15 protein-coding genes and 1 pseudogene are annotated in these 15,640 nt (G+C 40.9%); 2 read left to right on the plus strand and 14 right to left on the minus strand.

Going from position 1 to position 15,640, the window contains the following annotated elements; all coding sequences use genetic code 11:
* Positions 1-142 precede the first annotated feature (142 nt).
* The 6 genes from CCC70_RS11800 to CCC70_RS11825 all read right to left on the minus strand — a co-directional run bounded on the left by CCC70_RS11800 (position 143) and on the right by CCC70_RS11825 (position 5,605).
* Positions 143-892, minus strand: a complete 750-nt coding sequence (locus CCC70_RS11800) for a nucleotide-binding protein (RefSeq protein WP_287084918.1) — start codon at positions 890-892, stop codon at positions 143-145.
* 96 nt (positions 893-988) lie between these two features.
* Positions 989-1,759, minus strand: coding sequence for a nucleotide-binding protein (locus tag CCC70_RS11805; protein ID WP_287084919.1), 771 nt, complete (start codon positions 1,757-1,759; stop codon positions 989-991).
* A 22-nt stretch (positions 1,760-1,781) separates the two neighbouring features.
* Positions 1,782-1,976 (minus strand): hypothetical protein, encoded by a 195-nt coding sequence (locus CCC70_RS11810; RefSeq protein ID WP_059085501.1) that lies wholly within the window; start codon positions 1,974-1,976, stop codon positions 1,782-1,784.
* Between the two features lie 16 nt (positions 1,977-1,992).
* Complete coding sequence (locus CCC70_RS11815; RefSeq protein ID WP_287084921.1) at positions 1,993-3,810, minus strand: cobaltochelatase CobT-related protein; 1,818 nt, start codon at positions 3,808-3,810, stop codon at positions 1,993-1,995.
* A gap of 6 nt (positions 3,811-3,816) precedes the next feature.
* Positions 3,817-4,749, minus strand: a complete 933-nt coding sequence (locus CCC70_RS11820; protein ID WP_287084922.1) for an AAA family ATPase — start codon at positions 4,747-4,749, stop codon at positions 3,817-3,819.
* Positions 4,750-4,834: 85 nt separating this feature from the next.
* A complete protein-coding gene (locus CCC70_RS11825) occupies positions 4,835-5,605 on the minus strand; it encodes an ATP-binding protein (RefSeq protein ID WP_092070354.1) in 771 nt (256 codons plus the stop codon).
* Between the two features lie 168 nt (positions 5,606-5,773).
* On the opposite strand from CCC70_RS11825, the gene CCC70_RS11830 reads away from it, so the two are divergent.
* Positions 5,774-6,421 carry a TetR/AcrR family transcriptional regulator gene (locus CCC70_RS11830; RefSeq protein ID WP_059085498.1) on the plus strand — a complete coding sequence of 216 codons (648 nt, stop codon included), beginning with the start codon at positions 5,774-5,776 and terminating at the stop codon, positions 6,419-6,421.
* On the opposite strand, the gene CCC70_RS11835 is transcribed toward CCC70_RS11830, so the two are convergent.
* On the minus strand, positions 6,343-6,969 hold the full coding sequence (locus CCC70_RS11835; RefSeq protein ID WP_287084923.1) for a DUF3786 domain-containing protein: 627 nt from the start codon (positions 6,967-6,969) through the stop codon (positions 6,343-6,345). The genes CCC70_RS11830 and CCC70_RS11835 overlap by 79 nt on opposite strands.
* Before the next feature lie 228 nt (positions 6,970-7,197).
* Between CCC70_RS11835 and CCC70_RS11840 the strand changes: the two genes are divergently transcribed.
* A complete protein-coding gene (locus tag CCC70_RS11840) occupies positions 7,198-7,653 on the plus strand; it encodes an Rrf2 family transcriptional regulator (protein ID WP_110102406.1) in 456 nt (151 codons plus the stop codon).
* A gap of 32 nt (positions 7,654-7,685) precedes the next feature.
* On the opposite strand, the gene CCC70_RS11845 is transcribed toward CCC70_RS11840, so the two are convergent.
* From CCC70_RS11845 to speB, 7 genes and pseudogenes are all read right to left on the minus strand, one after another.
* The gene (locus tag CCC70_RS11845; protein WP_287084924.1) at positions 7,686-8,072 is read right to left on the minus strand and encodes a hypothetical protein; all 387 of its coding nucleotides are present in this window, start codon (positions 8,070-8,072) and stop codon (positions 7,686-7,688) included.
* Between the two features lie 54 nt (positions 8,073-8,126).
* Complete coding sequence (locus tag CCC70_RS11850) at positions 8,127-9,161, minus strand: alcohol dehydrogenase (RefSeq protein WP_044960967.1); 1,035 nt, start codon at positions 9,159-9,161, stop codon at positions 8,127-8,129.
* Between the two features lie 84 nt (positions 9,162-9,245).
* The gene (gene iadA, locus CCC70_RS11855; protein WP_118368405.1) at positions 9,246-10,394 is read right to left on the minus strand and encodes a beta-aspartyl-peptidase; all 1,149 of its coding nucleotides are present in this window, start codon (positions 10,392-10,394) and stop codon (positions 9,246-9,248) included.
* Positions 10,395-10,426: 32 nt separating this feature from the next.
* Positions 10,427-11,946: pseudogene (gene yfcC, locus CCC70_RS11860) on the minus strand (putative basic amino acid antiporter YfcC).
* A 315-nt stretch (positions 11,947-12,261) separates the two neighbouring features.
* Complete coding sequence (locus CCC70_RS11865; RefSeq protein ID WP_287084925.1) at positions 12,262-13,479, minus strand: carboxynorspermidine decarboxylase; 1,218 nt, start codon at positions 13,477-13,479, stop codon at positions 12,262-12,264.
* A complete protein-coding gene (locus CCC70_RS11870) occupies positions 13,479-14,738 on the minus strand; it encodes a saccharopine dehydrogenase family protein (RefSeq protein ID WP_022426348.1) in 1,260 nt (419 codons plus the stop codon). The genes CCC70_RS11865 and CCC70_RS11870 overlap by 1 nt, the downstream gene beginning before the upstream one ends.
* 42 nt (positions 14,739-14,780) lie before the next feature.
* Positions 14,781-15,638 carry an agmatinase gene (speB, locus tag CCC70_RS11875; protein ID WP_287084926.1) on the minus strand — a complete coding sequence of 286 codons (858 nt, stop codon included), beginning with the start codon at positions 15,636-15,638 and terminating at the stop codon, positions 14,781-14,783.
* Positions 15,639-15,640 lie beyond the last annotated feature (2 nt).

The raw sequence follows: 15,640 nt of genomic DNA on the forward strand, positions 1-15,640 counted from the left end.
GTTTTTATTGTTATTTTATAAATAACTTTTGATTCAGTATATCACTGCTTATTTCTTGCGTCAAGTGGATGTAATATTACAAATTATAGCTGTATGATCTGGTGTTCTTTTATCATATATCCACAGTAAATCTCCTCATTCTTTAAATAGAAAGTAGAAATTCTGTTAAGTTTTCAATAGCATCTGGTTTTTCTGATAGTTCTTTCCCCATCAGTCCCTCTCCCATAATACCAGGATCCGCACTAAGAGATACAGCGACTCGACTTGAATTCCATACAGCTTCATACATCATTTCCTGATTCTCTTTTGTTACTTTATTAAGAACGTAATAAAATGGTTTTCGAATACTTTCCGATAATTCCCCGATTTTTTTGGAAAGCTGTAGGGATTCATAGGATGGATCTATGATTATCAATATCAGATCTACACCGTTATCAACTCCACGTCCAAAGTGTTCAATACCAGCCTCCATATCCATTAGCGCAAATTGGTCTTCTGTAAGCCTGAGATTTTGGATGAATTGAGTCATAACAGTTCCCATAGCACAAGAACACCCTTCATTTGCCTGATGAATTTTTCCACTGGTCATCAGTTTTACACCGTCCTTCAGGCTATAATAATCTTCTGGTATATCATCTATAGTCCAAGTTTCCTCAAAAAACTGATGAGTAAATTTTGATAACATCATATCATTTAAAACATTTTGCTTACCACCGAAATAGTCTGTAAAATCTCTGGGAAGCTTCATACCTAGCTGTCGGTGCAGACCATAATTAGATTCATCGGAATCAATTACCAAAATTTCTTTTCCTCGTCTGGCTAAAGCCTTAGCCAAAAGACTGGTTACTGTACTTTTTCCACATCCACCTTTTCCGCAAACTGCTATTTTCATCTCTATATTTACTCCTTTTCTTTTTTCTAAATAATAAGCATTACATATGACCATACTTCAAACTGTTTTCGAAAAATAATTAAATTAATATAATGTCTATTTTGCCATTACATCAAATATCTCCTTAATTTTTCGAATTTCATCCGTAGCTGTCTTGCTGCATCCATAAGGGGATCTTCCTTCTCTGTCTGCTTCTATAACTTCTGCATTATAATGAACACATCCCAAAAAATCTTGCTTCGGGATTCTAGACCTTACAAACTTTTCATCTTCATCATTTCTGATTTTATTTGCTATGACCTTTACTTCCTTTACACCCAATTCTTCTGCCAAACGTTTTACATTTTTATAAGTCTGAACACTTCTGGCCCCCGGCTCTATCACGACGATAAATTGATCCATCCCTTCCGTTGTTCCCCGTCCTAAATGCTCAAGTCCTGCTTCCATGTCCAAGATTACTATATCATCTCTATGTAAAACCAAATTATTAATAATTCGTTTCAACATTACATTTTCAGGGCATACACATCCGCCTCCCGCAGTTTCCACAGTTCCCAAAACCAGAAGTCGAACACCATTATTTTCTTTTCCGTAAATTTCAGGAATATCATCCACTTTTGGATTGACTTTATAAAAAGTATTACTTTTATCTGCACCTGTTCTCTCCTCGATCAACCTTCTCATTTTACTGATAGGCGTAATACTCTCCAGTTCTTCCTCTGAAAAACCCAGTGCAAGTCCAAGATTTGCATCTGGATCCACATCTACAGCAAATACTTTTTTCCCTTCTTCTGCATACAGCCGTGCTAATACTACAGATATCGTGGTTTTCCCTACTCCGCCTTTTCCAGTTACAGCAATTTTCATCTGTTATCTCCTTAAATGCTTCTTACTCCACTTCCTCCAGTTCTGTTCCTTCTGGAAGAATATATCCGCAGTTATCACATACTCCATCCTCTGCAAGTATCCCGTCTTTCACAAAGGCTTCAATGCCTCCCGGTTCATGACAGCGTGGACAATCTAATTCCCGTATCTTTTTCTGATTTCTTACATCCTGGCAATTGGCAAATCCAATTTTACCCATAGTGATTCCTCCATTTTCATTCCATATCAATTTGTCTTCGCAAAAAAGTTCCTACCATACGGGAAAAATTGCTGATATTACGAATATAGGCAAAATCTTTTCCATAGATTCTCTTTTCCACGGAGAGTTCTTCTTCATTCCCTACAAAAATACCAATTACGAAAATTCCCTGATTTCTGGCCCGGCGCACCTCATATGCAGTATCTTTCACAGCTCCTTCTCCATCATAGATCTTGGGCTGGCGGGTTCCTGGTCGTTGTATGCTCATATCACAGGGTTTTCCATCACTTAATACGATTAAAATCTTATTTTTTTCCGGTCGCTCCATGAGAGAGGAACAAACGGTTTTCAGTGCAAGCCCATCTCTGTTATTGGCATACGCCCGAAATTGAAAGATTCTTTCATTTGTTTCCCTTGGATCTTCATAATCCCGAAATCTCTGAAGTACTGTATATCCCCAGAAAGCACAGTATCCTGTCACCCGATGAGGAATTCCTGCCTGGCTTAATGCTTCACTGATAATATATCCCTGCGCCGCTACCTGAGCCTGTCTGCCAGCTTGGGAACCACTGGAATCAATCAGAACGTCTATTACAAACTCAGAATCTTCTGATCTCTTTTTTCTATTAAATAACTTGTCATCGTCTGTTCTTCCAATTTTCCATAACCTTTCAGGAACAAGCTGCCCTGCATCAGATCTGCTGACAAAATCATCCTTTCGGATTATAAATGCCCGTTTCAGTGACTCTGCCAACTCAGAAATATTTCTTTTGATGATCCAGTGATTATTTCCATAATAGGCTTTATTTTTTTCAAACTGCAGCTGAGAAAAACGGTATTGATTATTTTTTATCACAGGGTTCTGTAAAATCCCATCTGTAAGATACAGGATACAGTTTTTGTGGATTCCTGTACAAAATTTCCGGTTGACTCTGGCCTGCTCCGATTCACTTAGATACGATTTTCCGTAATTCAGTTCCACATACTCCCGTATCCGTCGCACTGCCTGTGGATTTATATTCTCCGAGCTTTCCGGAACTTCTTCATTTTCCGGAGAGAAATAAAATCTTTTTTTCTTTTTGTTTCTGATGTCCAGACTCATCATCTTTTTTTTGAGATTAGAAAGATATTTTTGAATGATGTCTTCCATCTGTTCATCCGTCATGCATTCCTGCCACGCGTCATTGGCCAATGCCATATCCGGTAAATTCAGAATCTTCTCCAGATTTCCATTCCTTTTTTCAAAAGAGGGATCCAGAACATGATTATAAATCTCATCTATCACGTTTATGATCTCTTCCGTATTTTCCGCATCCTTCAAAGAAAGAATCTTGTACAATGCAAGCTCTGCCTGTGGATCCATTCCCTCATCGTCTGTGTTCTCCAGAACATGCCTTATATACAGAAGCCTAATCCTGTAAATCAGGTCTGTTCCAGCTTTGTCTGATACCTGCTCTTCCTCGGCCTTTTCCAATTCTCTGAACGCCTGTTCTCTGATTTCCTTTGTTCCCAAACGTTCTCGAATGATAAAACGATTCACTGCAGCATCCATGCATAATCCGGCAAGAGGCAAAAGCATATCTTCTCCAGCAGAAAAATGTAATTTTTTCATCAAATACATGCCAAGTTTCTTCTGATCAAAATATCGTGCAAAGGCACCCTGCTTCACTGCCTCATACAGAACTGTTTGTTTTGAATAAACATATTTTTCTGTATCCGGTTCAAATTCCATATCATAATCACCACTGACTGTCCAAAAAAGATTTCTAATACGATTGCTGATCTCCAGACGATGTTCTTCCAGTTGTTCCGCCGGCCATCTGACATCCTCCATACAAGCTTACCCCCATATATCTTTTCCGGTCCAGGAAGATGGGATTCTGGTAGAAACCACATCTTCTACGATCTCTTTTTCAAATACATCAAAACTTTTATTTATGATCCCCATCTGGATTGCATCAATTGGAGAAAGTCCGCTTTTTGTTGCTTTTACAGCAGAAACCAGTCCTCTCAGGTCAAGAGATTTTGTTGAGATTTCTCCATGATAAGCTTTGATCTGCAAATCCAGAAACAGTCCTGCAAAAGCTTTCAGTGCACTTTTTTCCCCATCTGGAAAATGTTGTCTTAATACAAAAAGGACACTATCCTCATCCATTTCAGGCATATCAATTACCATAAACCTTGAAACCAATGCTTCATTTAGCTCTCTGGTACCTGCGTAGCCATAATTCATCGTGCCGATAAATCGTGTTGCCGGATGAAGTAAAATCCTGTTATATCCTGGAATATCGATTCTGCGCCGATGATCCAGTGTGGCATGCAGTACAGAAACCGCATCATTTTTTGCCATATTGATTTCGTCCAGGATTCCAAATCCTCCAAATTCCGCGCATTGGTAGATGGGGCCTTTCCGAAGGCGAACCTCATTATTTATAAAGGTATCCGTTCCGATCAGATCGGCACTGTCTGTATTTACATGAAAAGAAATGTCGTATTCCGGTCTTCCGAATATCCATGCCAGTGTCTCGCATAGTACATTTTTTCCTGTAGCTTTCGCACCGGAAAGTAACAGGTTATCTCCCTGAAGAAGCGCTGCTATTGACATTTCCAGAATCTTTTTCCCATAAAATAGGATATCCGGTTTTTCTACCCGTTCCTTTACCTGATCCTTTACCTCATAACGCATGTGAAAATCTCTCAGTTCTCCAATCAGTTCCTGCGCTATCTTCTGGTCTTCTAAATATTTTTCTATTTCTGTCCAATGATTTCTCATGAGGATTTTCCTTTCTTTGCAATTGGTTATACCAAATCAGATAATATTTCTGTTTACTCAATCTTCAAACTTTCAATCCTCCAACTCACAATCCTAATTTCTTTACAATTTCTCCCAGTGCACTTCTTACAGGAGAATCTTTCGGAAGCCGTATGATCGGCTTTCCAGCACAGTCATACTGATATACCTGGTCATCATGTGGTACAACCCCTAACAGTTCCAGTCCCTGATTTCGGATTTCTTCCAGAGTTCCGGCATCCAGTTTTCCATCTGGAACACGATTCACGATCAATCCGGTTTTCTGTGGTTTAAAGTTTAACTCCTTCATCAGCTTTGCAATACGTCCGGCCGCCTGAACACCTCTTCTGGAACAGTCACTTACAAGAATCGCAACTTCCATCATTGGCAGGATTCCTCTGCTGATATGTTCCATACCTGCTTCGTTATCAACCACAATATATGGATAATGGCTTTGCAGTTTCTGAACCTGGGTCTGCACAAGACCATTTACAAAACAATAGCAGCCCTGTCCCTGGGTTCGCCCCATTACCATCAAATCATAATCATCTTCTTCTGCAATTGCATCGGAGAGACGCATTTCCAGATAAGCCTGTTTTGTTATTCCTGTCGGAATCTGATACCGTGGATCAACTCCTGCACGTTCAATCTCTTCTCTCAGTTCTCCGAGTGTAATCTCCGGTTCAACGCCGAGCACTTCATTCAAATTCGCATTTGCATCTGCATCTACAGCTAAAACCGGATGTTTTCCATTTTCACATAAATATTGAATCAACAATCCACAAAGGGTTGTTTTCCCTACACCGCCTTTTCCTGATACAGCAATTACATGTCCCATGTTTTTCCTCCTAAAATTCTGAACAATCTGTTGACTTTTTCTTTAAATCTCATTATAGTTGTTACTATATAAATTACAATAATCAATCTGTGAGATTTGTATGGCTACTCAACACATCAGAAAAATTGTTGAGGAATCATATGATACCAAATAATACAGGAGTATATAATGTCAGAAAAAACGAGAAAACAAGATCGCCGTACCCGCTATACCAGGCAAACCATAAAAGATACGTTCTTAGAATTGTTAAAGCAGAAGAGTTTTACGAAAATTACAGTTACAGAGATCTGCAAAAATGCTGAAATCAACCGTGGCACTTTTTATCTTCATTACTACGATATCCATGATGTATTATCAGATATTTTTAATGATATGACTCAGGATATGTTAACAACTGTAGATCATTTATTCTGTCTAAATCAAAAAAGCTGTTCCTATCCGTTCTGTCAGAAAATACAGATGGAATCACAATACAGGGCACTGTTTCTGGATGATGCAATTGCCCCCATTCTTCTGGAAAAATTAGCAGAAAATACAAAAGAAGGCTATGTGACCTGGCTTATGTCACACAGCCTCCTGACCTTTGAGCAGGCAGAATCGGTTTTTTATTTTCAAATGAATGGCTGCCTTTCCATCAACAGACTGATGCTACGCAATCACTGTAATGACTGGAAACAGATTCAGACAACAATTGACAAATTTATCAAAGCCGGACTGGAAAGTTTTCTGATCCATGATCAGAGGGAAGAAAATGCTTCCGATAATTTTTGCAGCAAAATTTCTCCAACTGTTACCGCATCTTCTACACTCAGATAATGATCGGCATGATCCTGAAGAAATATTTTGCCAGATGCAGGAAATTCTTCATCTGCAAACCATATCTTTAAAGTTACCGGATATCTTGGCAGAACTGGAAAAACAGCACACAAATCCGCCTTTGTCTCTGTGAATTCTGCACCCAGGTTTTTACATGCTTTCTGAATTTTCTCAGGATCTTTATCCTGCAAAAGCTTTTCCAGTTTCTGCTCTGCAGTCCGGTCAAACTTGGTTCCTCGAATCAATCCATCTTTCAGGTTACCAAAAGTAATGAGCTTCTGTGAACCTTCTGTTCCATCGGCCATATCCAGATAATGCAGCAATGTCAGATAATGCCATTCGTCCATGTTTGAGTTAATACGAAACTCAGGGAGTTGAATTTCAATCGTTTCATAAAAACTCAGTACTTCAAGCACATTTCGACTGCTATGAAAAACAGCCCCACTTTTTGCAGCAAGATCCTCTCCGGAACGATTTTGCAGCCGTTTTACTGCTGCCTTCAACATTTCCTGAAATGCACGATTTTCTGTTTGATTTTTGTATTCCATAAGTTCTCCTTTGCCGTAAGTTTCATTACTGTGTTGACTTTTCCTTTAAATTTCATTATAGTTGTAATTATATTATTTACAATCATCAAAATAAAAAATATGTACAGTTTCTCAACACATAAAAAAGAACTGTTGAGAACTTGAAATGTTTTAGCCAAACCAGAAATATTTTTATCTCAAAAATGTGAAAAAAAAATCATTATATCATACTATAAGGAGTTTCTTATCATGAAATATTCAACAAAATTAAGCGATACTGTTCATGTGATGGTTCTGATTGCTATCAACCAGGAAAAATCTCTCTCCAGTGCCTCAATTGCAGAAAGTGTCCATACAAATCCCGGCTTTGTACGCCAGCTTATGTTAAAACTAAAAAAAGCCGGACTTATGACCAGTGTAGCCGGACATGCCCGTCCTTCTCTTTCAAAACCAGCAGATCAGATTACATTGCTGGATATTTATAAAGCAGTTGAAGGTGAGAAGCCGCTGCTTCATTTAGATACTCATACCAACCCTGATTGCGGCGTTGGCATTAATATTCAGTTGTCTTTACAGGAATTCTATAATGAAATCCAAAAAACTGCTGAAGAAAAAATGAATATGATTACTTTACAGGATATCATAGATACCTATTATCAGCGAACATCAATCCTCAATATCTCCCCGGTTAGCCATCACGGTTAAATTTTCATCCCGATTTACGGAAAATGTTCCTACTACATCCGGTTCACCTTCCTTATGACCGGATTCAGGTTTCCCATAAATACTTCCTGCACAGCCGGATCAGGATTATCAAATCCTGCATCTATGGCTATCTGCATTTCTCTGCGTACCTCTTCTGGTGTTGTGTTGTACTTTTCTGCAATCTTTTCTTTTACAAGTTTACATAGCAGCCTTCCTGCAAAACTCCCACCTGCGGTCACTATGAAGAAGGTAACCGGAAATATCACAGTATCTGCTTTAATACTTGCCCGATAAAAAGTATAAAACAATGATATTGGAAGTGTAAAATTCATAACCAATGCCTGAAGTCCTTCAATTCCCTCTGGGCGGATCAGTTTTTTCTCTCTGCAGATTATCCCAATAATAAGCATTATGATCACGGGTAAAATTACTTGTAATAAACTTACTATTGTTCAGCCTCCCGTACCTGTTTCTCAGCATTCCACTGCTACTTTAATCACACCATCTCTCTTATTTTCGAACAATTCATATGCCTCTTCAATCCTGTTTAACGGATAGGTATGCGTAATCAGCGGTTCCGTGTTGATCTTACCTTCTGATATCAGCTTCAGAATTTCTTCGCAATCGCAGCCATCCACTCCACCTGTTTTAAAAGTGAGATTTTTACCATACATATCTGGGAGTGGTAACATCTGCGCTTTATCGTAAAGCGCAACCACTGTCACGATTGCATTTGGTCGGGCACATTCCCACGCCAGTTTAAATGTCGATTCTGCTCCGGCAACTTCAAGGACTGCATCAGCTCCACCATGCTCACTATTAGTCTTAACAAACTCTTTACAGTCTTCCGGTGAAACAGTAAGAGTCTCCGGATAATGCTCATTAATAAAGCGAATACGTGTCTCGTCCTTTTCACATATAATGATCTTCGCTGGATTTTTCAGCATAACACTAAGTAAAGTACATATTCCTGTTGGACCGGCTCCAATGATCAGTACAGTATCTTCCTCTGTGATTTCAGAAATACGTGCTGCCCAATAACCAGTAGCAAGAACATCTCCTACCAGTAAAGCCTGTCTGTCCGTAACACCTTCCGGGATTTTATTCAATCCCTGATCTGCAAAAGGAACCCGGACATATTCTGCCTGTCCCCCATCGATACGACAGCCAAGTGCCCAGCCACCATTCTTGTCGGTACAATTGTTTACATATCCTTTCTTACAGAAAAAACACTCTCCGCAAAAGGTTTCTACATTTACAGTCACCCGGTCTCCCGGTTTTACATGCGTCACCTTAGAACCGACTGCCTCAACAATACCTACCATCTCATGGCCAACTGTAATTCCCGGGACTGCACGCGGAACACTTCCGTGTTTAATATGCAGGTCACTGGAACAGATGCTGGCCAGTGTCACCTTTACAATGGCATCTCGTTCATGCATGAGCACTGGTTTCGGTTTTTCCATTAGTTCAAATTTTCCCTTTGAAACATATGTATAAGTCAGCATTATTTTGCCCCCATCTATTAGAATGTATGCTAGTAAAATATCCGGTACGGAACACATCTGTTCTTATACCGGATATTTCTAATTCTATTTTGTATACACTGTTTTACCTCTTGCTATTACCTCAACAAGCTGCAGGTCCTGATCCAGGATACAAAGATCCGCATCATAGCCCTCTTCAATCTTTCCTTTTCCATTAAGGCGAAGGATTTCTGCCGGATTGGATGTTATTGTTGAAAGTGCAATTTCCAACGGGATATCCGCTTTAAACACACACTCTTTAACTTCCTTCAGAAGGCAGCTGGACTGTCCAACGCCCATTCCAAGGAATTCGCCATCACTGCTGTACATCGGAAGGCTTCCCTGTCCATCAGAAGAAATTGTCATGCGGTTAGGATTTACTCCTGCATCTAACATCCGTTTGATACCATTACATACTCGTACCTCATCACAGATAGTTTCCCAATAGTCAATATCTTCATTTCCGGTAAAATCTACTGCTCCGCCTTTCAGCGCATATTCCATCGACTTGCAGAAAAGCAATTCATTTCGATTGATATGTGTTGGCAGTATTTGAGAAGTCGGTATCTCTGTCTCATCTACCACCCGTTCAATAAGATCCAAGCATCTCGGACTGTCACCAAGATGAACATTTACAATACCAGCTTTCCCGGAAAGAACACCACCAAGTCTTGTATCCGCAACGACACGTACAAATTCCTCAAAAGTCGGCTGTGAAGACCGATGATCAGAGATCGCGATTTCTCCAGTTCCAATGATTTCCTGAATCATCATAATATCTTTCACAATACTGTCAGTCAACGTACGAACCGGAATCTGATAACTGCCTGTATAACAGTATGCAGACATTCCCTGCTCATTCAATCCTTTTGTCTTTGCAACCAGTGCGCATATATCACGACCGATTCCATCTGTTCCAAGGCAGCCAACAACTGTTGTTACTCCAAACTTCGTAAGTCCTTCCATAGTTGCTTCCGGAGTACGATTGGCGAATCCACCTTCGCCACCGCCTCCTAGTACATGAACATGACTATCAATGAATCCCGGAGTTAAAAGTAACCCCTCTCCATTGATCATTTCTGCCTCAGAAAGAAATCCGTCTGCGGATATAGAACCTGCATCTTTAATCTTAACAATCTTATCATTGATCATAAGTACATCTTTTTTCCCCAGATGCTGTGGAGCATAAACATCAATATTCTGAATTAATTTCATCATAAATCACTCCCAATTATCCAATGCATGTTTTAGAATCCAATCCCAACTGCAATAAGAACTGTAATGATTGCACCAATCATTAAGACGCCAAGGAATTTCCACATGAATTTAATCCAGTTAGACCACTCGATCTTTGCAATTGCAAGAGATCCGATCAGACATCCGGATGTAGGAACAATCAGATTTGTAAATGCATCACCAAGCTGGAATGCAACTACAGCTGTCTGTCGTGAAACACCTAACAGGTCTGACAGTGGAGCCATGATCGGCATTGTGATCGCAGCCTGTCCTGTTCCGGATACAACAAAGAAGTTAAATACGGACTGGAACAGATACATAAGTACTGCTGCAACCGCTCCGGAAACTCCAGACAATGCATTTGAAATATTATACATAATTGTATTGATAACTGTAGGTGTGGTCGGATCAGATCCACCAAGAACCTGCATGATACCCTGTGCCATAGCAACAACAAGTGCAGCACCAATCAGATCTTTTGCTCCATCTTTGAATGATATTGCAATATCATTCAGTTTCATATCGTTCAGTTTAAAGATAACTCCAATCACACCGGAAACAATTCCCATAATGAAGAACTGTGTAGCAATCTCCGGCATGTAGTATCCTTGAGTCATAACTCCCCAAATTACCCATACTACTGTAGCAGCCAGTGTCAAAAGAACTAAAATGTGTCCAAGACCAAATGAATGTCCTTCGTCAATTCCTGTTTTTTCATTCTGCTCACGGAAATATGAATCAGTCTTATATGCGATTGAGATTGTCGGAGTCTTTTTGATCTTTGATGCATAGAACATAGTCATTCCACAGCCGAGTGCTGTAAATACTACCCACATTACCATACGGAATCCTGCTCCGGAGAATACGTCAATACCTGCAATACCCTGTGCAATACCTACAGAGAATGGATTCATCCAAGATGAACCAAAACCAATCTGTGTTGCAACATAAGTAACAAGAACTGCGATAACTGAATCATATCCAACTGCTACAAACAACGGACAAAGAATCATAGTAAACGGAAGCGCTTCTTCTCCCATCCCGAAAACTCTCCACCAAGAGAAAACAGTACGAAAAGTATCGGAATCAGTAGTTTTTCTGCTCCCTCTGCCTTACGGATCAATCCGATCAATCCAGATTCAATCGCACCTGTACGGATCATGATACCGAATGCACCACCTACTACCATAAGAAATGCGATAATCTCGATTGCAGAACTATTTACGATTCCGTTATACATATAGTTGAAAAATCCTGTTCCACCATCTCCACTAAAGAGTGCTACTCCTTCTGTTACTACATTTCCCGTATCATCTGTCAGATACTGGAAACTTCCGTCTTTGATTACCGTACGGGTTTTCTCAACACCATTGATCATATATGAAATATCCTGTGTTTCGTAAAATCCCTTTGGTACAAGAAATGTCATAAGTGCTGCGACAACAACTACTAAAAAGATGATAATGTAGGTATCAGGCACTTGGAACCCCTTGTTAAAAGACTTTAACCCTTTTCCTTCGTTTTTGCTCATTTTTGAATCTCCCTCCCATTTTTGATATGCTATATTAGTGTACCACAAAATGCTTAAAATCCAACTAAAACTTTACATATTTTATCAAATTTATTTGTTTTATAAGAACCTGTCAAATTATCTTAACTAAATGCAGATCCACACCTTTTTGAAACATGAAATAATCCCAGTATTTCCTGTATTTATGACACCAATAGCTACACCATGTCAGATTATGATCATTGGACCAGACTATATAAAAAAATGGTGTTGGATATTATGTTCAGCACCATTTTTCATTAAACCTGTCAATATTATTTTTCAAAAAAACTGCTCTTATTTCCTGCTGCGTCCAAGTCTGCCTTTAAAATCTTCATACCCAAAATCAGTAAGACGTTCCATGGTTTTATCGCCATGTCTCAGCCATATATCAGGCAAAGGCATTCCATTAAAGGTATTGTTCTTGCAGGTTGTATAAATGGCCATATCACCAAACATGAGAATGTCTCCATACTTCAACGGCTCTGAAAAGCTGTAATCTCCTATGATATCTCCTGACAGGCAGGTTGGTCCTCCGAGTCGGATTGTGACTGCATTTTCTCCCGGTTCATCTGCTCCAAGAAGAGGAGGACGATAAGGCATTTCCAGAACATCCGGCATATGACAGGCAGCACTTCCATCCAAAATTGCAAGCCGGGTATCACCATTTTGCAGCACATCCAGAACAGTTGTCAAAAAGAATCCTGCATTTAAGGCCCATGCCTCTCCGGGCTCCAGATAAACATCTACCTTCCATTCTTCCTTTGCTGCTCTAATGCACTTCTCAAGCCGTGCAATATCATAGCCTGGTCTTGTAATATGATGTCCACCTCCCAGGTTCAGCCATTTCATCTGAGAAATCAGATCTCCGAATTTCGTCTTTACTGCTGTAAGAGTAGTTTCCAGATCAGAAGAGTCCTGCTCACAAAGGGTGTGAAAATGAATACCATCCAATAATCCGATCAGCTCCGGATGCTTTCTCACAGCAGTCTCCCACTGTGCTCTTGTAGTACCCATGCGGCTGCCTGGGGCACAGGGATCATAAATAGCATGTCCCTCCTGGGTAGAGCATTCCGGATTGATCCGAAGCCCTGCACTTTTCCCGGCCTCCTTCACTCTTTTTCCAAAGCGAAGAAGCTGAGAAGGAGAGTTAAACACTATATGATCTGCAAAGCTAAGCAGCTCCTCAAATTCATCCTCACGATATCCGGCGCAAAATACATGTACCTCTTTTCCGGGCATCTCCTGGGCACCAAGCCTGGCTTCGTACAGTCCGCTTGCTTCTGTTCCTGTCAAATATGGTTCCAAAAGATGATAGCAGTCATAATTACTGAAAGCCTTCTGTGCCAGGAGCATTTTGCAGCCTGTTCTTTTGGCAATATTCCCCATTAATTCTGCATTTTTTATAAGCGCCGCTTCGTCGAGAACATAACAAGGTGTTTTGATCTTCCGCAGCTCCGGCGGAATAATTCCGCCGGACGCTGCAAAGGGTGGTCTTGTATCTGTTCTTTCCATTAATCCACCAGCTCCGGATCATGATTTTCGCTGCGTGGAAGTCCATATTTGTCAAGTGCTTCCAGGAACGGATCCGGGTCAAATTCTTCTACTGTGTACACTCCCGGGCGGATCCATTTTCCGGTAAGCATCATTAATGCTCCGCACATAGCCGGAACGCCTGTCGTATAGCTGATTGCCTGACTTCCAACCTCTTTATAACATTCCTGGTGGTCACAAACATTATAAATATAATAGGTTTTCTCTTTTCCATCCTTTACCCCGGTGAAAATGCAGCCAATATTAGTTTTTCCCTTAGTACGTGGACCCAGGCTGGCCGGATCCGGGAGAAGAGCCTTCAAAAACTGGATAGGAACGATTTCCTGTCCATTATAGTTGATCGGAGTAGTAGAAAGCATTCCCACATCCTCCAGACAGCGCATGTGATCCAGATAGCTCTGTCCGAAGGTCATAAAGAAACGGATTCTCTTTACTCCCGGAATTGTCTGGGCAAGGGACTCGATCTCCTCGTGATGCAGAAGATACATATCTTTATCACCAACCTGATCAAAATCATATTCCCGCTTGATCGCCATCGGAGGAATTTCCACCCAGTGTCCATTCTCCCAGTAGCTTCCGGGCGCACTTACCTCACGAAGATTGATTTCCGGATTAAAGTTGGTTGCAAATGCATATCCGTGGTCTCCTCCATTGCAGTCCAGAATATCAATGGTATCGATCTGGTCAAACTCATGCTTTAATGCATATGCACAATATGCCTGGGTAACACCCGGGTCAAAGCCGCAGCCAAGAAGTGCTGTAAGTCCTGCCTCTTCAAATTTCTTCCGGTATGCCCACTGCCAGGAATAATCAAAATATGCGGAAAATCCCGCTTCCTTGCAGCGTTTTTCGTAAATAGCACGCCATTTGGGATCATCCGTATCCTCCGGCTCATAGTTTGCCGTATCCATATAGTTTACACCACATGCCAGACATGCATCCATGATGGTCAGATCCTGATACGGAAGCGCAATGTTCATTACCAGATCCGGTTTGTAACTATTGATCAGCTGGATCAGCTGGTTTACATCATCCGCATCCACCTTTGCGGTGGTAATAACTGTTTTTGTTTTTCCTTCCAGTTTCCGGGCAAGTGCATCGCATTTTTCTTTTGTCCTGCTTGCTATACACAGTTCTGTAAATACAGTATCTGCCTGACAACACTTCTGGATTGCTACACTGGCTACTCCGCCGCAGCCGATTACAAGTACTCTGCTCATGTTTTTTGTCTCCTTTTTTATACTCAATTTTCGTAACAGTTTTTATTTTGCCACCGCCAGCAGCAGTTCCCTGACCACCTTACATGCTGTAGCTGTGGAAACACCGCTTGGATCCAGCATAGGTGCCAGCTCATTGACATCTGCTCCCACAATATTTAATTCTGATACCTTCCGGATAGCAGCGAGCAATTCAAGGAAGCTTACGCCTCCTGCCTCCGGTGTACCGGTTCCCGGAAATACAGATGGATCCAGACAGTCCAGATCAATGGTAAAATATACCGGAACCTGCTTCCTGGCCAATTCCTGTACGGTTTCTTCCAGGCATTCAAAGGTAAAGGGATGAAAATCTGTATGCTCTTTTGCAAACCAGAATTCTTCTCTTTCCCCGCTTCGGATACAAAACTGATGTATCCTCCCATCTCCCAGAATATCATAGCATCTGCGGATAACACACGCATGACTTAAATGGGCACCAAGATAATCGTCTCTTAAATCTGCGTGCGCATCAAAATGAATAATATGAAGTCCCGGATATCTCCCGGCGACAGCTCTCACAGCAGCCAGTGTCACCAGATGCTCTCCCCCCAGAAGCAACGGCATTTTTCCCTCTTTCAGGATTTCCTCTGCACGATCCTGTATATCAGCAAGCGCTTTTTCACTGCTGCCGAAGCAAAGCTCCAGATCTCCACTGTCAAATACCCGGATATCCATAAGGTCACGATCCTGATAAGGGCTGTAGGTTTCCAGTCCAAAGCTTTCATGACGAATGGCAGAAGGACCGAACCTGGCTCCCGGACGAAAGCTTGTGGTCGAATCAAAGGGAGCTCCGTAAAGAACAATTTCTGCTTCCTCAAAGCTGCTGTCACAACCGATAAAATTTTCAATATTTGGTAAGATCATAA

Origin of the sequence: Blautia sp. LMAG:89 (assembly GCF_008679485.1) — a bacterium.
In the GTDB taxonomy this organism is placed as follows: Bacteria; Bacillota; Clostridia; order Lachnospirales; family Lachnospiraceae; genus Blautia_A; species Blautia_A fusiformis.